The 23,764-nt window shown below is 35.9% G+C and carries 15 protein-coding genes and 3 tRNA genes; 8 read left to right on the forward strand and 10 right to left on the reverse strand.

The window, feature by feature from the left end; translation table 11 throughout:
• Nucleotides 1-84: 84 nt before the first annotated feature.
• The 3 genes from G6R40_RS07190 to G6R40_RS07200 form a co-directional block, all read right to left on the reverse strand.
• Nucleotides 85-157, reverse strand: a tRNA-Lys gene (locus G6R40_RS07190).
• Nucleotides 158-188: 31 nt separating this feature from the next.
• Nucleotides 189-271, reverse strand: a tRNA-Leu gene (locus G6R40_RS07195).
• A 27-nt stretch (nt 272-298) separates the two neighbouring features.
• Nucleotides 299-371: transfer RNA gene (locus G6R40_RS07200), tRNA-Lys, on the reverse strand.
• Between the two features lie 120 nt (nt 372-491).
• Here G6R40_RS07200 and G6R40_RS07205 point away from each other — a divergent pair.
• Entirely contained in the window at nt 492-1,010 is a 519-nt protein-coding gene (locus tag G6R40_RS07205) for a shikimate kinase (protein ID WP_165133533.1), read from the forward strand.
• A gap of 14 nt (nt 1,011-1,024) precedes the next feature.
• Here G6R40_RS07205 and G6R40_RS07210 read toward each other — a convergent pair whose 3' ends face one another.
• Nucleotides 1,025-1,474 carry an RNA-binding S4 domain-containing protein gene (locus tag G6R40_RS07210; RefSeq protein ID WP_165133536.1) on the reverse strand — a complete coding sequence of 150 codons (450 nt, stop codon included), beginning with the start codon at nt 1,472-1,474 and terminating at the stop codon, nt 1,025-1,027.
• A 55-nt stretch (nt 1,475-1,529) separates the two neighbouring features.
• On the opposite strand from G6R40_RS07210, the gene G6R40_RS07215 reads away from it, so the two are divergent.
• On the forward strand, nt 1,530-2,261 hold the full coding sequence (locus G6R40_RS07215; protein ID WP_165133539.1) for a hypothetical protein: 732 nt from the start codon (nt 1,530-1,532) through the stop codon (nt 2,259-2,261).
• Between the two features lie 72 nt (nt 2,262-2,333).
• Here G6R40_RS07215 and mtaB read toward each other — a convergent pair whose 3' ends face one another.
• From mtaB to G6R40_RS07230, 3 genes are all read right to left on the reverse strand, one after another.
• Nucleotides 2,334-3,689 carry a tRNA (N(6)-L-threonylcarbamoyladenosine(37)-C(2))-methylthiotransferase MtaB gene (gene mtaB, locus G6R40_RS07220; protein WP_165133542.1) on the reverse strand — a complete coding sequence of 452 codons (1,356 nt, stop codon included), beginning with the start codon at nt 3,687-3,689 and terminating at the stop codon, nt 2,334-2,336.
• A gap of 64 nt (nt 3,690-3,753) precedes the next feature.
• Nucleotides 3,754-3,966, reverse strand: a complete 213-nt coding sequence (locus tag G6R40_RS07225) for a DUF6496 domain-containing protein (protein ID WP_165133545.1) — start codon at nt 3,964-3,966, stop codon at nt 3,754-3,756.
• Between the two features lie 4 nt (nt 3,967-3,970).
• Nucleotides 3,971-4,447 carry a hypothetical protein gene (locus tag G6R40_RS07230; RefSeq protein ID WP_165133548.1) on the reverse strand — a complete coding sequence of 159 codons (477 nt, stop codon included), beginning with the start codon at nt 4,445-4,447 and terminating at the stop codon, nt 3,971-3,973.
• 128 nt (nt 4,448-4,575) lie between these two features.
• Here G6R40_RS07230 and G6R40_RS07235 point away from each other — a divergent pair, with 128 nt between their 5' ends.
• The 6 genes from G6R40_RS07235 (at nt 4,576) to G6R40_RS07260 (ending at nt 14,408) form a co-directional block, all read left to right on the forward strand.
• Nucleotides 4,576-6,705, forward strand: a complete 2,130-nt coding sequence (locus tag G6R40_RS07235) for a S9 family peptidase (RefSeq protein WP_165133550.1) — start codon at nt 4,576-4,578, stop codon at nt 6,703-6,705.
• Nucleotides 6,706-6,834: 129 nt separating this feature from the next.
• Nucleotides 6,835-8,493, forward strand: a complete 1,659-nt coding sequence (locus G6R40_RS07240; protein WP_165133553.1) for a peptide MFS transporter — start codon at nt 6,835-6,837, stop codon at nt 8,491-8,493.
• A 141-nt stretch (nt 8,494-8,634) separates the two neighbouring features.
• A complete protein-coding gene (locus G6R40_RS07245; protein ID WP_165133556.1) occupies nt 8,635-10,407 on the forward strand; it encodes a peptide MFS transporter in 1,773 nt (590 codons plus the stop codon).
• 135 nt (nt 10,408-10,542) lie between these two features.
• On the forward strand, nt 10,543-12,249 hold the full coding sequence (locus G6R40_RS07250; RefSeq protein WP_165133559.1) for a peptide MFS transporter: 1,707 nt from the start codon (nt 10,543-10,545) through the stop codon (nt 12,247-12,249).
• Between the two features lie 90 nt (nt 12,250-12,339).
• Nucleotides 12,340-13,851, forward strand: coding sequence for a peptide MFS transporter (locus G6R40_RS07255; protein ID WP_165133562.1), 1,512 nt, complete (start codon nt 12,340-12,342; stop codon nt 13,849-13,851).
• A 32-nt stretch (nt 13,852-13,883) separates the two neighbouring features.
• Nucleotides 13,884-14,408, forward strand: coding sequence for a thioredoxin family protein (locus tag G6R40_RS07260; protein WP_165133565.1), 525 nt, complete (start codon nt 13,884-13,886; stop codon nt 14,406-14,408).
• A 290-nt stretch (nt 14,409-14,698) separates the two neighbouring features.
• Here G6R40_RS07260 and G6R40_RS07265 read toward each other — a convergent pair whose 3' ends face one another.
• The 3 genes from G6R40_RS07265 to rpoB form a co-directional block, all read right to left on the reverse strand.
• A complete protein-coding gene (locus G6R40_RS07265; RefSeq protein WP_165133568.1) occupies nt 14,699-15,004 on the reverse strand; it encodes a DUF3467 domain-containing protein in 306 nt (101 codons plus the stop codon).
• 86 nt (nt 15,005-15,090) lie between these two features.
• The gene (gene rpoC / locus G6R40_RS07270) at nt 15,091-19,356 is read right to left on the reverse strand and encodes a DNA-directed RNA polymerase subunit beta' (protein ID WP_165133571.1); all 4,266 of its coding nucleotides are present in this window, start codon (nt 19,354-19,356) and stop codon (nt 15,091-15,093) included.
• 128 nt (nt 19,357-19,484) lie between these two features.
• Nucleotides 19,485-23,312, reverse strand: a complete 3,828-nt coding sequence (rpoB, locus tag G6R40_RS07275; RefSeq protein ID WP_165133574.1) for a DNA-directed RNA polymerase subunit beta — start codon at nt 23,310-23,312, stop codon at nt 19,485-19,487.
• Between the last annotated feature and the right edge of the window lie 452 nt (nt 23,313-23,764).

Here is a 23,764-nt window from a genome sequence, read left to right on the forward strand (position 1 = left end):
ATAGAAGCCTCCTTATTCAGGAGGCTTCTAAACACCAAATCACAAAATATTAATATGAAAAAAATTTACTATGAGGTAAATTTGTGACCCGGCTGGGATTCGAACCCAGGACCCATACATTAAAAGTGTATTGCTCTACCAGCTGAGCTACCGAGTCTTGAATGTAACATTCAAAGTTTTTTTTGCAGTGCCTGCGACTGGACTCGAACCAGCACATCCTTAGGAAACCACCCCCTCAAGATGGCGTGTCTACCAATTTCACCACGCAGGCAAAAAGATCTTTCAATCTTATTGCTAGTGACCCGGCTGGGATTCGAACCCAGGACCCATACATTAAAAGTGTATTGCTCTACCAGCTGAGCTACCGAGTCGGCCACTTTAACAAAGCTTGTTCTTATCTCTAAGTATTATCCTTTGTTTTTAGTGGTGCAAAGATATATCTTTTTTTTGATTCTCAAAATTTTTTTTCGAAATTTGTTGAAAATAAAAACATGATAATTTCCCTAATCGGCTACATGGGAAGCGGAAAATCACACATTTCCAAACTCTTAAGCCAAAAAATTAACTTCAAACTAATTGATCTAGACCATCAAATAATTTTGAAACATCAAAAAAAAATCTCCGAAATCTTCACTGAGCATGGCGAAATCTTCTTTAGGAAAGAAGAAAAATCAGTTCTGGAAGATATTTTGAAACTTGATAACGACATTGTATTGAGCCTTGGCGGCGGCACACCTGTATATTATAACAATATGGATTTGATTAAATCGAAATCCAAAAGTGTATTTTTACAAGCATCTGTTAGCACTTTGACAGATCGTCTTTTGCGACAAAAAGCCAAACGCCCTTTAATAGCCCGCTTGCCTGATGAGGATCTACCAGAATTTATAGCTAAACATTTGTTTGAGCGAAATGCCTTTTATAACCGTGCAGAATTTATTATTAATACAAATAATAAAAGCCCAGAAGACATTGTTGATGAAATCATGTTAGCTTTAGATTTAAAATAAAAAAAGATGGGGAATTAATCTTCCTCGTCTTCATTAAGTTCTTTAAAGTACAAATCCCAAGATTCCTCATCGCCCACCCCAGCGGTTTCTTTTTCCTCATCAGTATCGAGAAAACCTTCAATTTCTCGTCGGTCTTTTTTGGTTGGTCGCCCTTCTCCTCTTTGTCTATAATAGTTTTGAGAACTCTGACGCATTTTCAGGATTTCGTATTGCTCTTTATCTGTCTTGTCTGTTACGTGTAGAGAAACCAATTTGGCACCGATACGGCTTTTGGGAATTTGCAGAATTTCTATTTTATAATCGATTTGATTTTTTCTGATTTTTATAATATCTCCTACTTTAACCTCTTTTGAAGACTTTACAGTTGATGCACCTATACTAACACGATTCTTTTTTATCTCTTCTGCAGCAATGCTTCTGGTCTTATAAAATCTTACACTCCACAAAAATTTATCAATTCGCATATTTTTTTATACTTTTGCTCCGTTAAATAATCGGCAATTTAAGATTAAATCAAAAATGAAAAAAATATTATTCGGTTTTGCAGTGTTAGCACTTGCATTACAAAGTTGTAAGAAAGACAATGATGCGGAAGAAGTTTATACCGAACCAACGATAGAACTGCAAAATGAGCATGACGATATAGCAATATCTAAATTTTTAGACACTAATTATTTTGATACACAAGGAAACATCAAAGCTTTTAGTGATAAAGATGATAGCGATGATGACAAACCAAAGCTATCTAGCTATGAAAAAGAAACTTTAGCTAACGGCACCATTATTATTAAAAGACCTGGCGCACAACCTACAGAAGGAAAAACGATCGCACCAACCGACAGTCTAAGAATCATGAGTACAACAACTGCTTATTGGGCGACTGATGAAGAGAGCGAAGTTAAATTCCGCTATGGTTATGTATTTTCTAATGACATCTACGGAAGCGGCAATCCACAAGTTGACCCGCCTTACTATTATGTGACAGAAAAATTCATGGCCGATAATAAGAATACAAACCGTAATTATTATCAAATGGAAGGTTTCCAAGAAGCTTTGCAACATTTTAAATCTTGGGAAATAGAGGATTCTGTTACGCCAAACTTACAAGGTGTAATCATTGTACCTTCTAGAGCAGCTTTTGCCAGAGATGATTATTACCATGCTCCATCTTATCCTACATATTCTTTACGAAACAGAACTTTCGTATTTAACTTCCAAGTTTACAAAAGCATTACCAGACCAAAGCCTTAATTTTTGGTTTCAAAATATAAAAAAAGAGAATCGTATTGATTCTCTTTTTTGTTTCTAGAAGTTTAAATATCATTAAATCTTAGCTAAAAAATCTTCAAAAACCGACTCAACAAACACGACGCCGTCCTCATCTATTTTATTAAGTTTTAGTAATTCTATTTGATTAACCGACTGCGCGTCAAAAACCTTTTTCACACGAACATAATTCTCTGTAAATCCGTACATGTAACCATTCTTGTCTTCATGCTCCCAAAGTACAGGCAAAGTTTTACCTAACTGGGTTTGGTAAAAAGCCATTTTCTTTTTCTCAGAAAGAATTCTCAACATTTTGTTACGCTTTTTTCGTTCTTGGATTGGCACAACGCCTTCCATATCAGCCGCCTCGGTATTTTCTCTTTCAGAATACGTAAAAACATGCAAATACGAAATGGGTAAAGAGTTAATGTAATTATAAGTTTCCATAAAAAGTTCTTCCGTTTCTCCAGGAAAACCAACAATAACGTCGACACCAATTGCTGCATCTGGCATAACGTCACGAATTTTTGATACCCGATCCGAGTAAATTTTGGTAAGGTAACGGCGCTTCATCAGCTTCAAAAGATCATCGCTTCCACTCTGCAACGGAATATGAAAATGCGGCACAAAACTTTGGCTTTTTGAGACTAAATCTATGCTTTCGTCTTTTAAAAGATTGGGTTCAATTGAAGAAATACGAATTCTTTCGATACCGTCAACTTTGTCCAATTCTGAAATTAAATCCAGAAAAGTATGTTCATGCTTTTTGTTTCCAAACTCTCCTTTTCCGTAATCACCAATATTGACACCCGTCAACACAATTTCTTTAATATCTTTAGCAGCAATTTCTTGTGCGTTTTTCACAACATTATCGATGGTATCACTTCTCGAAATCCCTCTAGCTAACGGAATTGTGCAATAGGTACATTTGTAATCGCAACCATCCTGAACTTTAAGAAAAGCACGTGTGCGGTCGCCAATCGAATAAGAACCTATAAAAAAATCGGCTTCATCAATTTCACAAGAATGTATTTCTGCCGAGCTTTCTGATTTTTCTAAATCGCTGAGATAACTTAAAATATTGAATTTTTCTTTGGCACCAAGCACCAAATCCACACCTTCAATATCTGAGATTTCTTCAGGTTTTAACTGCGCATAACATCCAATAATAGCCACTAGACCTTCTGGATTAGCTTTCATTGCACGCTTCACATGAAATTTGCATTCTTTGTCAGCATTATCAGTAACCGAGCATGTATTGATAATATAAACCTTTGCAGGTTGGTCAAAGTCCACCTTTTCGTAACCTGCATCCACCAGTTGGCGCGCAATAGTTGATGTTTCTGCAAAATTAAGCTTACAACCTAAAGTATGGAAAGCCACCGTGTTAGGCTGTTGTTGTCGTTCTGTCATAAGGTTGCAAAATTACTAATAAAATCCAATAATCTCAAAATGAGTTTAAACACAAAAAAGCCAATTAAATTGACTTTTTAGTTGGCTTTTTATTTTCAATAGGTTCTTTTGGGACTTTCAAAGCTTTTTCTCTAGCTTCAGAAATCCCAATGGCAACCGCTTGTTTTCTATCGGTCACTTTTTTACCCGAACTGGTTTTAAGCTCACCTTCTTTATACTCATGCATTACTTCTGCAATCTTTTCCTGTGCTTTTTTAGAATATTTTTTTGTTGTCATTATTTTATGATTTTGGAATTAAAACACCAAGTTCATAAACTTTGGTATGCATCAAATAGCGGACACGCTCGCGCGAGGTTACACTCTGGATTTCTCCTTTTTTGTCAACCACAAAAACACCGTCTTCAGAAATTAAAGCGTCAGAATCTGACATTAATTCTTCTTCGATGCTTTTCTCTTTAATCTCAGCAGTGCGTTCTATATATTGCGCAACAAGACTTTTAAACAAAGGATTTCCAGAATGGATAATATCATAATCCAAGCTAGACTTTGCCATAAAATATTTTTTTTTTGCAATTAGCCCCGCTGCATCATCGAACACTGGATTATCATTACCATCCAAAAAACCGACTTCTGTTAATGTACCATGATTATCTCTTGCAAATTGTTCAGCTTCTTCAAAAGAATTAAACATGGTATAAAGCACATCGTTTTTAAATTGAAATTTTGTCAAACGACTTCTGATATCTGTATTTTTCATAGTAAACAATTTTTGATGTTATCGTATAAATACAAGAATGTTGCCAAGCAAGTCGCAATTCTACATTCAAATCGTTAAATTAAACACAAAAAATGTATCTTTACGAAAGTTTATTCTAATAATTTATAATGAAAAAAATAATTCTATCGAGTCTATTAATGGCTACATTTTACAATGTTAGTGCACAAAACATTACTTTAGACAAAATATATTCCGGCCACTACCGCGGAAAAGGAATTTCCGGAATTTCCTCTTTAAAAAACGGTGAAAACTATGCAGTGATAGAGCAAGGAGGAATTGCAAAATATTCTTATAAATCCTTTCAAAAAGAGGGAAATATTGTGGATGGAAACTTTGAAAGCTACCAGTTTTCAGAAGATGAATCCAAAATTTTATTACTAAAGGAAAGTCAGCCCATTTACAGACATTCTTTTTTAGGAAAATTCGATATTAAAGATTTAAAATCCGGAAAAACAACAAGTTTAAACAATGGAGATTTCGTTCAAGAGCCTACATTTTCTCCAGATGCTACAAAAGTGGCTTTCATTTCAAACAATAACTTATTTTATCAGGATTTAAATTCAGGAAAAATCACTCAAATAACCAGTGATGGGAAGAAAAATTCCATTATTAATGGTTTAGCCGATTGGGTGTATGAAGAAGAATTCGGACATGCCAAACAATATGAATGGACCAAAAATTCCGATGCCATTGTTTTTGTAAAATCCGATGAAACCGAAGTTCCAGAGATGTATATTCCTATTTATGGGAAAAATCTTTATCCTCAGGAAATGAGATTTAAATATCCTAAAGCTGGAGAAAAAAACGCTATTGTTTCTGCAAATTTATACCGTTTAGATAATGCTAAAACAACAGCTTTAAATTTAAAATCTTTCAAAAATTATTATATTCCAAATGTGTACAAAACAGCAAAAGCGGACGAAATTGTACTCATAACTTCTGAAAGAACTCAAAATGCTTCAGATATTTTAAAAGTAAATACGAAAACCGGAAACGTACAAAAACTTTTCACAGAAACAGATCCTGCTTGGATAGAAACCGATAATGTAACCTTGGAATTCTTGGAGGATAATTCATTCTTATGGGGATCTGAAAGAGATGGAAACCGTCATTTATATTGGTATGATGAAAGCGGAAAGCTAAAAAAACAGATTACGAAAGGAAATTGGGAGATAACAGATTATTACGGTTTCAACCCAAAATCTAAGGAAGTTTATGTACAAACTACAGAAAAAGGAAGCATTAATAAAGTAATTTCAAAAATTAATATCGACAACGGGAAGTCTAAAATTATTTCTAATCTCGAAGGGAATAATTCTGGGAATTTCAGTAAAAATTATCAATATTTCATAGAAACTTCTTCTACAGCAGCAAAACCATACACTTATGTTTTAAAAAACAATGACGGAAAGCAGCTTAAAGAATTACAAAACAACAACGAACAGCTGCAAAAATTAAAAGCCGATAATTTTGTTGATAAAGAATTCATCACCATTCCGAATGAAGCAGGAGACCAAATGAACGCTTGGATAATTAAGCCTAAAAACTTCGATCCTTCTAAAAAATATCCGTTATTCATGTATCAGTATTCTGGACCTGGCTCACAATCTGTTGCCAATTCTTGGGATAACGGAAATACCATTTGGTTTGAAATGTTGGTTCAAAAAGGATATATCGTAGCTTGTGTTGACGGAAGAGGAACTGGTTTTAAAGGTTCTAAATACAAAAAAGTAACCTATTTAAATTTAGGAAAATACGAAATTGAAGACCAAATAACTGCTGCAAAATGGTTTGGAAAACAATCTTATATCGACAAATCTAGAATCGGAATTTTCGGGTGGAGTTTTGGTGGCTATATGTCATCTTTGGCTTTAACAAAAGGGGCAGACACTTTTAAAATGGGAATTGCCGTTGCACCAGTAACCAACTGGAGATATTATGACACCGTTTACACAGAACGTTTCTTAAAAACACCTCAAGAAAATCCTGACGGATATGATAAAAATTCGCCAACAGAATATGCTCAATTATTAAAAGGCAAGTTTTTATTAATCCACGGAACAGCCGATGACAATGTACATTTCCAAAATTCTATGGAGTTTTCTGAAGCTTTAATTCAAAATAAAAAACAATTTGAATTCATGGCTTATCCAGACAAAAATCATGGTATTTACGGCGGACAAACCAGACCTCAACTCTACGAAAAAATGACGAATTTTATTTTAGAGAATCTTTAATTAATCCATACCAACATCTTTCTTATCCATGAAAGGTGTTTTTTTTCAAAAAAAACTAGATGCATCAATATTATTTATTTTATCTATTGAAATAAAATATTATTTTTGGAAAATTCGAAAAATAAAAATATGAAATCAAAACATCCTAAAGGACTTCCCTATCTTTTTTTCACAGAAATGTGGGAAAGATTTGGTTATTATTTAATACTTGGAATTTTCGTTCTTTACCTTATAGAACCTCAAGGAATGGGCGGCGGTTTAGGAATTACCGACAAAAATGCGGATGATATTTTCGGGACTTATATCGCATTAACTTACTTAACCCCTTTTATTGGTGGATTTTTGGCGGATAGAGTTTTAGGATATATCAAATCTATTTACCTCGGTGGAATTTTAATGGCTGCAGGATATATTGGTTTGGGACTTTTCAAAGAGATGTCTTTGTTTTATGCTTCCTTAGCGTTAATAATTGTCGGAAACGGCTTTTTTAAACCTACTATTTCTACCCTTTTAGGAAATCTATATTCAGAGGAACCTTACAAAGCCAATAAAGATTCTGGTTACAATATTTTCTATATGGGAATTAATATTGGAGCATTCATTTGTAATATTATTGCTGCTTTTATGCGTAATAAATTCGGATGGGGAGAAGCCTTTATTACCGCTGGAGTGGGAATGCTTTTAGGTTTAGTTATTTTCAGTATCGGTTTAAAACATTACAAACACGCTGCAGAAATGAAACCTGTACAAGAAGGTGATACCAAACTTTCGCAGATTTTATTAAAAGTGTTTGTTCCTGCCATTATTGCCGGAGCTATTGGTTGGTTTATCCCAGGGAATTTAATAGGAAGTGATTCTACAGACGCCTTTATTTTTGCGTGTATTCCGGTTATTTATTTCTATGTTTCTCTTTATTTTAAATCAAAACCAGAAGAAAAACCTTCTATTGGAGCATTACTTTCCATATTTTTAATTTCTATGTTCTTTTGGGCAGTTTTCAAACAAAATGGAACAGCTTTAACAAGATGGGCAAATTATTATACAGATAGAAGTGTTCCTGCTGCTGCAGAAAAACCTTTAGAAAAAATCTACATGGTGGAAGGAATTGATTATGCTGATTCTAAAGAGCCAATTCCTGTTTATGACGATCAATTTAGAGCTAAAAAAGAAAATGGAGAACCGGTAAAAGCCATTGGCAAGAATGTATATTTTAATAATATTTCTCCTGAACAAAAATCTGAAATTGAAGCAAAACCAGATTCTAAAATATTCCTTTACAACACCGAGCTTTTCCAATCGATAAATCCTTTTTGGGTAATTGTTCTTACCCCAATAATTGTAGGAGCTTGGATGTTTTTAAGAAAAAGAGGAAAAGAACCTAGCACTCCATCAAAAATTGTTTTGGGACTTTTTATTTCTGCACTTTCTTGTTTAGTAATGGTTTGGGCGGTTCAAGCAGGCGACAACGGAAGTATGAAGGTTTCGCCATGGTGGTTGGTAGCGAGTTATGGTGTAATTACAGTGGGCGAACTTTGCCTTTCACCAATGGGATTATCTTTCGTGTCTAAACTTTCGCCAGCAAGAATTACAGCTTTAATGATGGGTGGATTTTTCTTAGCCAACTCTGTTGGGAACAAGCTTTCAGGGATTTTAGCAAGTACTTGGTACAGTTACGAAAACAAGGCCAATTACTTCTTGGTTAATTTTGCATTATTGATTTTTGCAACGCTTTTAGGTCTTTCCATGCTGAAAAGATTGAATAAAATCATGAAAGAAAAAGGACATTAATTTTAATTCCCTTTTATAAAAATAAAACCTCTTCAATATTAAATTTGAAGGGGTTTTTAGTTTTAAACATCAAAATTTACCCCTCCAAATTGAATAATTTTGTTATCTTTCGGCTCCAAAAAAAATGTAAAATTTAAATTAATGGCAACGGAAGCAACGCAGAAAGATTTTTATAAATCCGAAATTTTAGGACAAAGATCAGGTCTATTTGTCCTTTTCTTCACAGAAATGTGGGAACGTTTTTCCTTCTACGGAATGCGTGTACTTTTAATTCAGTTTTTAACAGCAGCAGTAATTGCAGGTGATCCAAAATCTGGCTGGGCATGGAGCGCAGAACAAGCAGGAGCTCTTTATGGAACTTATGCCATGATGCTTTATTTAACTCCAATTTTTGGGGGAATTATCGCTGATAAATATATTGGTTCTAGAATGGCGGTAATTATTGGCGCCACAATTATGACTATTGGACATGCTTCCATGGCGTTTGACACCCCTACCATGTTTTTTATTGGTTTGGCGTGTTTGGTAATAGGAACTGGATTTTTCAAACCTAATATGCCTTCTATTTTAGGGGAAATGTACAAAGATCTACCCGAAAAGAAAGACGGTGCCTACACCATTTTCTATATGGGTGTAAACGCTGGAGCCTTCTTCGGAATGATGCTTTGCGGATATATTGCAGAAACGCAAGGATGGCATTGGGGATTCGGGTTAGCTGGAATTTTCATGTTGTTGGGAACGCTGCAATTCGCTTTTGCAAAACCTTTAATGGGGAATTTAGGCGTATTGGATAAATCCAAAGAAGAGCCAGAAACTGTAGAAACCAAAGAAATAAAATCTACAGAAGACACCGACAAAAGAAATCCTTTTACGACGCTAGATTATATTCTAATCGGAATTGTTGGGGTAATTGGTTTATTGTACGCCTTCAACGATCCATTGTCTAAAAACGGAATTATTGATATGTTCTCAAGTTTGGACACGCCTTTCCTACGTGGACAATATATCATGATTATTTTAGCTTTAATCATCTTTATTTATCTTATTGTTTCGCGTATTCTTCGTTACGATAAAGTGGTTCGTGATAGAATGTTTGCCGTAGTTTTACTGGCATTCTTCCTTATTTTCTTCTTTATGAGTTTTGAACAAGGAGCCACTTCTTTGGTTTTAGTAGCAAGAGATTATATTGATAGAAGTTTAACAGGTTCTAGCTTAACCATCTTCAATATGGTAAATACAGCATTTACAATAGTTCCTTTGGCTATTATTTCTTGGGTATTGGTGAAGTTAGCGGCTAACACCTGGAAGAGAATTGCATTATCTAATGTTATTCTTGTTCTTTGTTTTGTTCTTATTTGGGGAGCAGCCCTTTGGATGTTGAAAAATGAGTTTTCTAAAGAAGCTTCAGAAATTACGGTTTCTTGGTTCTCAACGCTTAACTCATTCTTTATTATCGCTTTAGCATCCACCGTTTCAAAACTTTGGGAATCTAAATACAATCCTTCTGCGGCCTTCAAATATGGTTTTGGACTTATTTTGGTAGCTATTGGTTTCTTAATTTTAGGATTAGGATCAATGGGCATTTCAGAAGGGGTAAAAATCTCAATGATTTTCTTGGTGCTAACTTATTTATTCCACACTTTAGGAGAATTATTTATTTCACCAGTAGGATTATCTTATGTTTCTAAACTGGTTCCCGCACGTATGTTGGCATTTATGTTTGGAATTTGGTATTTAGCCATCGCCATTGCACAAAAGTTAGCTGCCGTTTTGGGTGGACAAGTAGAAACAATCCAAGCCCAGTATTCATTAAGCCATTTCTTCTTTTTGTTCACAGCAATTCCAGTAGGAGCAGGTTTATTGGTAATGCTTTTGAATCCATTAATTAAAAAATTAATGCACGGAATTAAATAATATTATTCGAGTTAATTATACAAAAGCTACATCTTAGGATGTGGCTTTTTTGCTTTAATACAAGAAAAATACTTGCGTGAACCTCAAAAAAAAGTATATTTGTTGTTTAACAAAAAATTAACATTAACAAAAAATATGAATACAGTTCAGCCTCAATCTAAGCATCCTAAAGGATTATGGGTATTGTTTAGTACGGAAATGTGGGAACGTTTCAATTTCTATGGAATGCGAGCGATCCTTACTTTATTTATGGTAAATTCTTTAATGCTTGGCGAGTCCAATGCTTCAATTATTTACGGTGGATTTTTAGCATTATGCTATTTAACACCACTTTTAGGTGGTTTCATTGCAGATAAATATTTAGGAAATCGTTACTGCATTATTCTAGGTGGAAGTTTGATGGCTATTGGACAATTTTTATTATTCTACAGTGCTCTTACTTTTGACAGTAGCTTAGAATCTTCAAAAATGATTTTCTGGCTTGGTTTATTAGTAATAGTATTTGGTAACGGATTCTTCAAACCGAATATTTCGTCAATGGTAGGAAGTTTATATCCTGCTGAAGAAAAAACCAAACTAGATTCAGCATTTACCATTTTCTATATGGGAATTAACATTGGTGCATTATTAAGTCAGTATTTCGTTCCCCTTATTGCCGACGTGGTAGTGGATGAAAAAAGAGATGTTCACGCTTTCAAATGGGGATACCTTATTGCGGGTATTGCTATGGTATTGGGAACACTAATCTTTATGTTCTTTAAGAACAAATATGTGGTTGATCCGCAAGGAAATCCCATTGGAGGACTTCCTAAAAAATCAAAATTGGAAATTACTGATGAAGATCAAGCAAAATTTACAACTGCTTCTTTAACTGGGATTGGAGTTTTATTCTTAGTTTTATTTTTCACATTCAGATATTTCTCAGTTGGAGAATTTGGTTTTAGTAACTTTGAAATTGGAACTTTGGTAAAAGGAATTATCTACCCAATAATTTATTCATCAGGTATTTCTTTAGCTTTATTGATTTTAATGGATAAGAAACTAACTAAAATTGAAACACAACGTATTTTAGTAATCTATATAGTTTCATTCTTTATTATTTTCTTCTGGGCAGCTTTTGAGCAAGCTGGATCTTCATTGACATTTATTGCAGATAACCAAACAGATAGAAATATTTTCGGATGGGAAATGCCCCCTTCAATGGTACAAATTTTTAATGGGATTTTCGTGGTTATGCTTGCTGTTCCTTTTTCTATGATTTGGGATAAATTGAGAGCAAACGGAAAAGAACCAGCTTCACCACTAAAACAAGCTTTTGGTCTTTTGATTATGGCTTTAGCATATTTCATCATTGCTCACAATGTAAAAGATTTAGGGAATAGTGGATTGCTTGCTATCAAATGGCTAATCCTTCTATATTTCTTACAGACTGTTGGTGAGTTATGTCTTTCTCCAATTGGACTTTCTCTAGTTGGTAAACTTTCTCCAAAGCGTTTTGCTTCATTACTATATGGGGTTTTCTTTATTTCCAACGCAGCTGGATATGCATTAGCAGGAACTTTGGGAGCAATTCTACCAGCAACTGGAGATAAGCATAAAAAAGCTGAAGAACTGGGAGTCAATCTACAAGATGTTTTGGATAAAAAAGTAACACTGACCACACAACAAGCAGAATTGCTTTCAAAGAATCAAATTCCGTTAGAAAATCATTCCTTTGCAGGTTTTGAAATCACGAATTTGTACGAATTTTTTATGGTTTTCGTTATTCTTTGTGGTATAGCAGGTGTAATTTTGGCTTTGATTTCTCCAAAACTTAAAAAGATGATGCACGGAGTAGGATAATCTAATATTAAATAAAAAAACCTCCGCTTTTCGGAGGTTTTTTTATACATTAGCGAAGCTGTTTCATTAGTAGAAGCAGCTTCTTATTTTATGTACACATTAGAACAAATACAAGATTTTAAAGGAAAGTATCCCAAACAAATTTGGAGTTTATTTTTCTCTGAAATGTGGGAACGTTTTTGCTTCTACGGAATGCGTGGAATGCTGGTGTTTTTCATGATTCATCAACTTAACTTTCAGGAAAAAGAAGCCAATTTACAATACGGCGCAACACAAGCTTTTGTGTATGCTTTTACTTTTATTGGAGGACTTTTCGCTGATAAAATTTTAGGTTTCCGAAAATCACTTTTCTGGGGTGGATTATTAATGATTGTCGGAAGTGGCTTGTTAGCAACAGATCCGCACGATTTCTTTTATTTCGGTTTAGCCTTTATCATTATTGGAACAGGCTTTTTCAAACCTAATATTTCCACCATGGTCGGCGAGCTTTACAAAGAAGGCGATAACAGAACCGATGCTGGATTCTCTCTGTTTTATGCAGGGATTAATCTAGGAGCATTTTTAGGAGGTTACATTTGTGTTGCCATTGGTAAAGGATACATGCTTTCTTCGGTTATTGATGAGGCACATCGTTGGAATGTCGCATTCGGGTTGGCAGCTGTGGGGATGTTGGTAAGTCTTATTAATTTTCATTTTACTAAAAAATCTTTAGGACCTATTGGCCTACAGCCTGGACATCCAGAAGCGATTGTAAAAGCCAAACCACTTCCAAAATGGGCAGAATACGCCGTGTATGCAGGCACATTGCTTTTGATTCCGTTAATCCAAGTGATGGTTTCTAAAACAGAATACACCGATTATTTCATGTACATCATTGGTCCAGCAACTTTAGTCTATTTATTCTACGAGATGTCAAAAGTTTCGGTTGCAGAACGTAAAAAACTGATTGCTGCTTTGGTATTCATTATTTTCTCGATTGTTTTTTGGGGAATCTATGAACAAAGTGGAGGCTCACTAAGCATCTTTGCCGCAAAGAATCTAAATGATTCTTTATTAGGATTAACAGTTGATCCCAACGGCGTCAATAACTCTGGAGGCGCATTTTTCATTATTCTTTTAGCACCTTTATTTGGATTGTTATGGATTTGGTTAGGAAAACGAAAATTAGAACCCAATACGATTATTAAATTTGGTTTAGGATTTATCTTTCTAGGCTTGGGTTATTATGTTTTGTTTGCAACACGATTTTTTGCAACAGACGGCGTGTCGTCTTTAGATATTTTCACAACAGCTTTGCTTGTTATCACCATTGGAGAGCTCTGCTTATCACCCATTGGTTTATCCATTATGACCAAACTTTCACCTGCAAAACTTCAAGGAATTATGATGGGAATGTGGTTTTTAGCATCTGCTTATGGACAATATGTTGCGGGACTAATTGGTGCAAATATGGCTGAAGCCAGAGAAAATGCAGATGCAGCAGAATCATTATTAACTTATACAGATGGTTACAAACAATTGGGCGTCTATGCGTTAATTGCTGGTGTGGTATTAATTTTGATATCTCCTCTTATTAAAAAATTAATGCAAGAAGTGAAATAATATTTTTCTATTTCTTCATAAAACCTATACAGATGATGAAGATTTTTTTCCAAGTACTTTTTATACTAATGTCTAATTTTTCCTTTGCACAAGTACATTGGATGACAATTGGCGAAGCTTTAGAAGCTCAAAAAAAAGTCCCGAAAAAAATCTTCATCTCTTTTACAGAAAGCAATTGTGATACTTGTCTAAAGATGGAAAACCAAACTTTTGAAAATCCTATTATTGCTAAAATTATTTCTGAAAACTTTTATCCTGTCAAATTTTTTACAGATAGCAAAGAAAAAGTCAACTTCCATGGTCGTATCTTCGAATGGAAAGATAGTCTGAAATCTACCCTCCATCCTTTTGCAAAGTATATGAACATTTCTAAAGTGCCCGCATTAATATTTTTGGATGAACAATCTTCGCCAATTACCAGCCTTATGGGCGCTTTGTCTGCAAAAGATGTTGAGCCTTATTTCTCTATGATTACCTCGCAGAATTATAAAAATATAAAGACGCGTCAGCAATGGGATGATTATCAACGAAAATTCAGGTCTAAAATAAAAGATTAAAAAATTATAAAAGCTTCATGTGTGCGAGGCTTTTTTCTTTTGATTGTATTAATCTCTTACTATATGCGTGAGGGGGAAGCGCATTGTTGGAGCTCGTTTTTTTGAGGTGTCAGCGGAGCGGAGCTCCGCTGACACCTCAAAAAAACAGCGACTGCGCGAAGACCGACGCAAGGTGACGCGTTGCGCGCGAACGAAGTGAGCGCGTTAACAAGTCTCCGTAGCGGCACGCCCAAAATAAAAAAGTCCTGACTCTACTAAGAGTCAGGACTTTGCGTATGTTAAGAAAAATCTTAAGCTTGTACGTTGTTACCTCCTAATACGAAAGGCTCAACTTCTTTGATTTCTCCAAATTGTTGCTCGTAGTTAGCTACGTTTTGTTGAAGAGCAGCCAATACTCTCTTAGCGTGAAGAGGTGCAAGGATAACTCTTGATCTTACGTTAGCTTGTTGTACACCTGGCATTAATTGAATGAAGTCTACAACGAACTCTGATGGCGAATGGTTAACTAGTGCAAGGTTACAATATACGCCTGCAGCGATCATTTCGTTCAATTGGATGTTGATGTTGTTAGGATCTTGGTTTTGATTGTTGTCCATTTTTAATTATTTTGTTTTTAAAATTTGAAATTTGAGATGGTGAAAATAGGAAAATAATTTCGAATCTCAAATTTCAAATAGTGAATTTAGTTAATATCTTCGAATTCTTTGGTAGAACCTACGATAACATTTTGATACTCTTTAAGACCTGTACCAGCAGGGATTCTGTGACCAACGATAACGTTTTCTTTCAGACCGCCTAAGAAGTCTACTTTACCTGACACAGCTGCCTCGTTAAGTACCTTCGTCGTTTCCTGGAAGGATGCTGCAGACATGAAGGATTTCGTCTGTAAGGCTGCTCTTGTAATACCTTGTAATACTGGAGTTGCTGTTGCAGGAAGTGCTTCTCTAACTTGTACTAGAGCTAGGTCTTCACGCTTCAACTTAGAGTTTTCGTCACGAAGTTCTCTTGCTGTAATCATCTGACCTGGTTTCAAGTCTTTAGAATCTCCAGCATCAACAACTACTTTAAGACCAAATACTCTGTTGTTTTCTTCTAAGAAGTCGTATTTGTGCTCAAGTGCAGCTTCTAGGAACTGTGTATCTCCACCATCTACGATTGATACTTTTGTCATCATCTGACGAACGATAATCTCGAAGTGTTTGTCATCGATTTTTACACCTTGTAAACGGTAAACTTCTTGGATCTCGTTTACTAAGTATTCTTGTACCGCAGTTGGTCCTTTAATGTGAAGGATATCGTCTGGCGTAACAGATCCGTCTGACAACGGTGATCCTGCCGTAACGAAGTCATTTTCCTGAACCAAAATTTGATTAGAAAGTTTCACCAAGTATTTCTTGATTTCACCAGTTTTGGCTTCTACAACCAATTCTCGGTTACCTCTCTTAATCTTACCGTAAGATACTACACCATCGATTTCTGTAACAACCGCTGGGTTGGATGGATTACGAGCTTCGAATAATTCGGTAACTCTTGGAAGACCTCCTGTGATATCCCCTGCTTTAGCAGATTTTCTTGGGATTTTAACCAAGACTTTACCAGACTTAATTTTTTCACCATCGTTAACCATAAGGTGAGCACCTACTGGAAGGTTATATGCTTTTTGCTCAACACCTTTGGAGTCTACCACTTTAAGCGTTGGTACTGCTTTTTTGTTTCTTGATTCAGAGATAACTTTTTCTTCGAAACCAGTTTGTTCATCGATTTCCAATTGGAAAGAAACCCCTTGGACAATATCTTCGTATTCTACCTTACCTGCTGTTTCTGCAATAATAACGGCGTTATATGGATCCCATTTAGCGATCAATGTACCTTTAGCAACTTTCTCGCCTGGTTTCACTGCAAGAGATGAACCGTAAGGAATGTTAGCTACCATGATTGGCGTACGCGCTTCATTATCCATTACCAAACGGAATTCTGTTGAACGTGATACAACGATGTTTGCTATATTTCCGTTTTCATCTTCCGATTGAATCGTTCTAACTTCGTCCATTTCAACAATACCGTCTCTCTTAGCTACGATAGATGGATTCTCTGAAATGTTACCTGCAGTCCCCCCTTGGTGGAAAGTTCTTAGGGTTAACTGTGTACCAGGCTCACCAATAGATTGCGCCGCAATAACACCAACAGCTTCACCCATGTGAATCATCTTACCTGTTGCTAAGTTTCTACCGTAACATTTAGCACAGATACCTTTTTTGGCTTCACAAGTCAATGGAGAACGTACTTCTACAGACTCAATACCAGCAGTTTCGATAGCTTTTGCTAATGCTTCGTTAATCAACTCACCAGCTTCTGCGATAACTTCATCAGTCTCTGGATCATAAATATCATGAAGAGATACTCTACCTAAAATTCTTTCAGAAATCTTTTCAACAACTTCATCATTTTTCTTAAGTGGTGTAACTTCTGTACCTCTAAGTGTTCCACAATCTTCTTCTGTTACGATAACATCTTGTGCAACGTCTACCAAACGACGAGTTAAGTAACCCGCATCGGCCGTTTTAAGAGCGGTATCCGCAAGACCTTTACGAGCACCGTGGGTAGAGATAAAGTATTCCAAAATCGAAAGGCCTTCTTTAAAGTTCGCGATAATTGGGTTTTCAATAATCTCTGCACCAACAGAACCTGCTTTTTGTGGTTTTGCCATCAAACCTCTCATCCCTGATAGCTGACGAATCTGTTCTTTAGAACCCCTTGCACCAGAATCAAGCATCATATATACAGAGTTGAAACCACCTTGGTCGGTTTTCATTCTGCTCATAATCATTTCTGTTAAAGACGCATTGGTATTTGTCCAAACGTCAATAACTTGGTTATAACGTTCTGTATCGGTAATAAGACCCATGTTATAGTTAGCCTTAATTTCGTCAACAGATTCGATAGCCGTAGCAATCATTGTTTTCTTCTCTTCAGGAACTACGATATCCCCTAATGAGAACGAAAGACCTCCTTTGAATGCGTTTGAATAACCTAAGTCTTTCATATCATCCAAGAACTTAACCGTCGTCGGGAAATCTGTATCTGCAAGGATTCTACCAATAACATTTCTAAGAGATTTCTTAGTCAACAATTCATCGATATAACCAACTTCTTTAGGAACAATTTGATTGAACAAAACTCTACCTACTGTTGTCGGGATAAGTTTTGTAACCAATTCTCCATTTTCTTTAATAGGAAGACGACATCTTACTTTAGCATTAAGAGAAACTTGTCCTTCTGCATAAGCGATTTCTACTTCTTCTGGAGAATAGAAAGCAAGACCTTCGCCTTTTACTTTCATGGTATCTGTAGAGTCTAATTGTTTTGTCATGAAGTAAAGACCCAAAACCATGTCCTGAGAAGGTACCGTAATTGGAGAACCATTCGCAGGGTTTAGGATGTTTTGAGAACCTAGCATCAATAACTGAGCTTCCAAAATTGCTTCTGGACCTAAAGGTAAGTGTACCGCCATCTGGTCACCATCGAAATCGGCGTTGAATGCCGTTGTTACCAATGGGTGAAGTTGGATTGCTTTACCTTCGATCATCTTAGGCTGGAAAGCTTGGATACCCAAACGGTGAAGCGTAGGTGCTCTGTTCAAAAGAACTGGGTGACCTTTCATCACGTTTTCTAGGATATCATACACTACAGGCTCTTTTCTATCGATGATTCTTTTAGCAGATTTTACAGTTTTTACAATACCTCTTTCAATTAGTTTTCTAATAATAAATGGTTTGTAAAGTTCTGCTGCCATATCTTTTGGAAGACCACACTCGTGTAACTGAAGGCTTGGACCTACAACAATTACCGAACGAGCTGAGTAGTCAACACGCTTACCTAATAAGTTTTGACGGAAACGACCTTGTTTACCTTTCAATGAATCTGAAAGAGATTTCAATGGTCTGTTAGATTCCGATTTAACAGCAGAAGATTTTCTTGTGTTATCGAATAATGAATCTACAGATTCTTGAAGCATACGCTTTTCGTTTCTCAAGATTACTTCAGGAGCTTTAATCTCCAATAATCTCTTAAGACGGTTGTTTCTGATGATTACACGACGGTAAAGGTCATTCAAATCTGAAGTTGCAAAACGTCCTCCATCCAACGGAACTAATGGTCTTAGTTCTGGTGGTATAACTGGAAGTACACGCATTACCATCCACTCTGGACGGTTGATCATTCTTGTATTAGCACCTCTAAGAGCTTCAACAACATTTAATCTTTTAAGAGCTTCGGTTCTTCTTTGTTTTGAACCTTCGTTGTGCGCTTTGTGACGAAGATCGAAAGACAATGCGTCAAGATCGATTCTTTTCAACAATTCTTCAACCGCTTCTGCACCCATTTTAGCAACAAATTTGTTAGGGTCAGAATCGTCAAGATATTGGTTCTCGATTGGAAGTGTTTCCAAAACATCTAGATATTCTTCTTCTGTTAGGAATTCTTTGTCGTCGAAGTCTGAACCGTCTGCTTTCTTCGCAATACCTTGTTGAATAACAACATATCTTTCATAATAGATAATCATATCTAATTTCTTAGACGGAATACCTAATAAATAACCTATTTTGTTCGGTAAAGAACGGAAATACCAAATATGAGCTACTGGAACAACTAATCCGATATGTCCGATACGCTCACGTCTTACTTTTTTCTCAGTAACTTCTACTCCACAACGGTCACAAACGATACCTTTATAACGGATACGTTTGTATTTTCCACAAGCACATTCGTAGTCTTTTACTGGACCAAAGATTTTTTCACAAAACAAACCATCTCTTTCTGGCTTATGTGTTCTGTAGTTAATAGTTTCCGGTTTTAGAACTTCTCCTCTCGATTCTTGTAGAATAGATTCTGGTGAAGCTAAACCGATGGTGATTTTATTAAATCTACTTGATTTATTTTTATTTGACATTGTTTTTAAATTTGAGATTTGACATTTGAAATTTGAGATTAATACCTCATAAATTTTTGGTTTGAATTTTTAGTTTGAAATCTGCAAGCAGAATTTCAAATTTCAAATAAATTAATTTCAAATGGAACTTATTCCTCAAGTCTTACGTCTAATCCAAGACCTTGCAATTCGTGAAGTAATACGTTGAAAGATTCCGGAATACCTGGTTCTGGCATTGCTTCTCCTTTCGCGATTGCTTCATACGTTTTCGCTCTACCAATCACGTCATCCGACTTAACTGTCAAGATTTCTCTAAGGATATTAGATGCACCGAATGCTTCTAATGCCCAAACCTCCATCTCTCCGAAACGCTGACCACCGAATTGCGCTTTACCTCCTAATGGCTGTTGCGTAATTAGTGAGTATGGTCCGATAGAACGTGCGTGCATCTTGTCATCAACCATGTGTCCCAGCTTCAACATATAGATTACCCCAACTGTTGCAGGTTGTGTAAATCTATCTCCTGTGCCACCATCATATAGGTAAGTATTACCATAAGCTGGAAGTCCTGCTTTTTCTGTGTACTCGGTAATCTGATCAAGCTCTGCACCATCGAAGATAGGCGTCGCGAATTTCAATCCTAACTTTTGACCGGCCCAACCTAATACAGTTTCATAGATTTGTCCGATGTTCATACGAGAAGGTACCCCAAGTGGATTCAATACGATATCTACTGGCGTTCCGTCTTCTAAGAACGGCATATCTTCTTCACGAACGATTCTAGATACGATACCTTTGTTACCGTGACGTCCTGCCATCTTATCACCAACATTAAGTTTACGCTTTTTAGCGATGTAAACTTTAGCCAACTTCATGATACCTGCAGGAAGCTCGTCTCCGATAGAAAGTGCGAATTTTTCTCTGTTTTTCACACCTTGGATATCGTTGAATTTAATTTTATAGTTGTGAATTAATTGTTTGATTAATTCGTTTTTGTCAGCATCAACCGTCCAGTCCGAACCGCTAATGTTAACATAATCCTCAACACTTGTTAAAAGCTTCTGAGTGAATTTAACACCTTTACCGATGACTTCTTCTTCTAGGTCATTTTTAACACCTTGAGATGTTTTTCCTGATACTAAAATGTTAAGTTTTTCGATTAATGTATTTCTTAAATCATCGAATTTCGCTTTGTAAGTATTTTCGATTTCTTCAAGTTTAATTTTCTCTTCAGATCTTTTCTTTTTGTCTTTGATGTTTCTAGCGAACAACTTCTTGTTGATAACAACTCCTCTAAGAGAAGAATCTGCTTTAAGAGAAGCATCTTTAACATCCCCCGCTTTATCACCGAAGATGGCACGAAGCAGTTTTTCTTCTGGTGTAGGATCCGACTCACCTTTTGGTGTAATCTTACCGATCAAAATGTCACCAGGCTTAACTTCTGCACCAATACGGATCATACCGTTTTCGTCAAGGTCTTTAGTAGCCTCTTCAGAAACGTTAGGGATATCTGCTGTCAGTTCTTCCATACCTAATTTGGTATCACGAACCTCAAGAGAATATTCATCAACGTGGATTGACGTAAACCAGTCCTCACGAACTACTTTCTCATTAATCACAATGGCATCCTCGAAGTTGTAACCTTTCCAAGGCATGAAGGCAACTACCAAGTTTCTACCAAGTGCTAATTCACCATTTTCAGTTGCGTAGCCTTCACAAAGAACTTGACCTTTCTCTACGACGTCACCGACTCTTACGATTGGCTTCAAAGTAATGGTTGTACTCTGGTTGGTTTTTCTAAACTTAGTTAATTTATATGATTTCGTTCCAGAATCGAAAGATACCAAATCTTGATCTTCGTTTCTGTCATATTTAATTGTAATCTTGTTAGCATCAACATACTCCACAGTACCTGTACCTTCCGCATTGATTAAGATTCTAGAATCTCTAGCAACTTGCTTCTCTAGACCTGTACCCACGATTGGTGCTTGGGCTCTAAGAAGTGGAACAGCCTGACGCATCATGTTAGATCCCATCAGCGCACGGTTCGCATCATCATGTTCCAAGAATGGAATTAACGAAGCCGAAATACCAGAAATCTGGTTAGGTGCCACATCGATTAGATCAACTTGCTGAGGCTCAACAACTGGATAGTCACCATCTAGACGAGCAATAACTCTTTCTGTAGCGATAGCACCATCATCCTTCATATCTACGTTAGCCTGCGCAATTACTTTATCTTCTTCATCTTCAGCATTAAGATAAATTGGAGCGCTATCAAGATCCACTTTTCCGTTTTCTACTTTACGGTAAGGGGTTTCTATGAAACCTAATTGGTTAATTTTCGCATAGATCCCTAATGAAGAGATCAAACCAATGTTTGGTCCTTCTGGCGTTTCGATAGGACAAATACGACCATAGTGCGTATGGTGAACGTCACGAACCTCGAAACCGGCTCTTTCTCTTGATAAACCACCAGGCCCTAATGCAGAAAGTCTACGCTTGTGCGTAATTTCTGAAAGTGGGTTGGTTTGGTCCATGAACTGAGAAAGCTGGTTGGTACCAAAGAATGAATTGATAACTGATGTCAATGTTTTAGCATTAACAAGATCTAGCGGTGTAAAAATTTCGTTATCACGAACGTTCATTCTTTCTTTAATTGTTCTTGCAATTCTTGAAAGACCAACACCGAATTGTCCTGACAATTGCTCACCAACAGTTTTAATTCTTCTGTTAGATAAGTGGTCAATATCATCAACTTCAGCTTTAGAGTTAACCAACTCGATCAAGTGTTTAACGATAGAGATAATATCTTCTTTTGTTAAAACCTGAATATCTTCGGCGATGTTAAGACCTAATTTTTTGTTCAATCTGTAACGACCAACTTCACCTAGAGAATAACGTTGCTCTGAGAAGAATAATTTTTCAATAATTCCTCTTGCTGTTTCCTCATCTGGTGCATCTGCATTACGAAGTTGACGGTAGATATATTCAACCGCTTCTTTCTCTGAGTTAGTTGGGTCTTTTTGTAATGTATTCTGGATGATTGAGAATTCGTTAGAATTTTCGTTGTGGATTAAGATAGTCTTAACGCCAGATTCCAAAATAATATCAAGATGTTCTTTTTCTAGAACAGTCTCACGGTCTAAGATAATTTCATTTCTTTCGATAGAAACAACCTCACCTGTATCTTCGTCTACGAAATCCTCGAACCAAGTGTTCAAAACTCTCGCTGCCAAAGTTCTACCTTGTACTTTTTTAAGGTTTGCTTTGTTAACTTTAACCTCTTCTGCCAAATCAAAAATCTGAAGAATTTCTTTATCAGATTCGTAACCAATAGCTCTTAGTAAAGTTGTTAAAGGTAACTTTTTCTTACGGTCGATATACGCATACATTACGCTGTTGATATCGGTTGTAAACTCCATCCAAGATCCTTTGAAAGGGATAATTCTTGAATAATACAACTTCGTACCGTTCGCGTGATAAGTTTGACCAAAGAATACACCTGGAGATCTGTGCAATTGCGTTACAATAACACGCTCAGCACCATTAATAATGAAAGACCCTGAAGGCGTCATATAAGGTACCGGTCCAAGATAAACGTCTTGCACAACCGTTTGGAAATCCTCGTGTTCTGGATCTGTACAATATAATTTCAATCTAGCTTTTAATGGAACGCTATACGTCAAACCTCTCTCAACGCACTCGTCGATAGAATAACGTGGAGAATCCACTAAATAGTCTAAGAACTCTAAAACGAATTGGTTTCTAGAGTCTGTAATTGGGAAATTTTCCTGGAACGTACCATAAAGTGATTCATTAAGACGTTGTTCAGGAAGCGTGTCTAGCTGGAAAAAATCCTTGAAAGACTGGATTTGGATATCCAAAAAGTCAGGCGTAACAATCTTACCTTTCGCTGAAGAAAAGTTGATTCTTTCGGTCCCTTTAATTTTTGAATTTGCCTGTGTTTTACTCATAAAATTACAAGAAAAAGTGGTTAAAAAATATTTTGTTTATCTCAAAAATATTGGAAATGAGAAGTTAAGAACAAGAAGAAAAAGAAAAAGACTCATGATTTTGGGCTATCAGAATTGGTCTCATTTCTAATTTCTAATTTCTAATTTCAAATCCTTAAGCAACGCTGGTATATCTTTTCACAGCGTAATGCAAAATATTCTTTTCTAATTAAATTTTGGGAACTAAATAAAAACTTATAAAAACGACAAAATCCCTTGTAGCCGAAGACACAAGAGTTTTACAAAAAATTGTCACTAAATAAATTTATTTTTTAAGCCCAAAATGAGGTGCAAAGATACATCTTTTTGAATTGAATTGCAAGGACTTAATAGATTTAACTTTTTATTATATATGAGACGAAATAAAAAATCATTCAAATATACTTTTAATAATGAAACATCCAAAGACATTA

This window comes from Chryseobacterium sp. POL2 (assembly GCF_011058315.1).
In the GTDB taxonomy this organism is placed as follows: domain Bacteria; phylum Bacteroidota; class Bacteroidia; order Flavobacteriales; family Weeksellaceae; genus Soonwooa.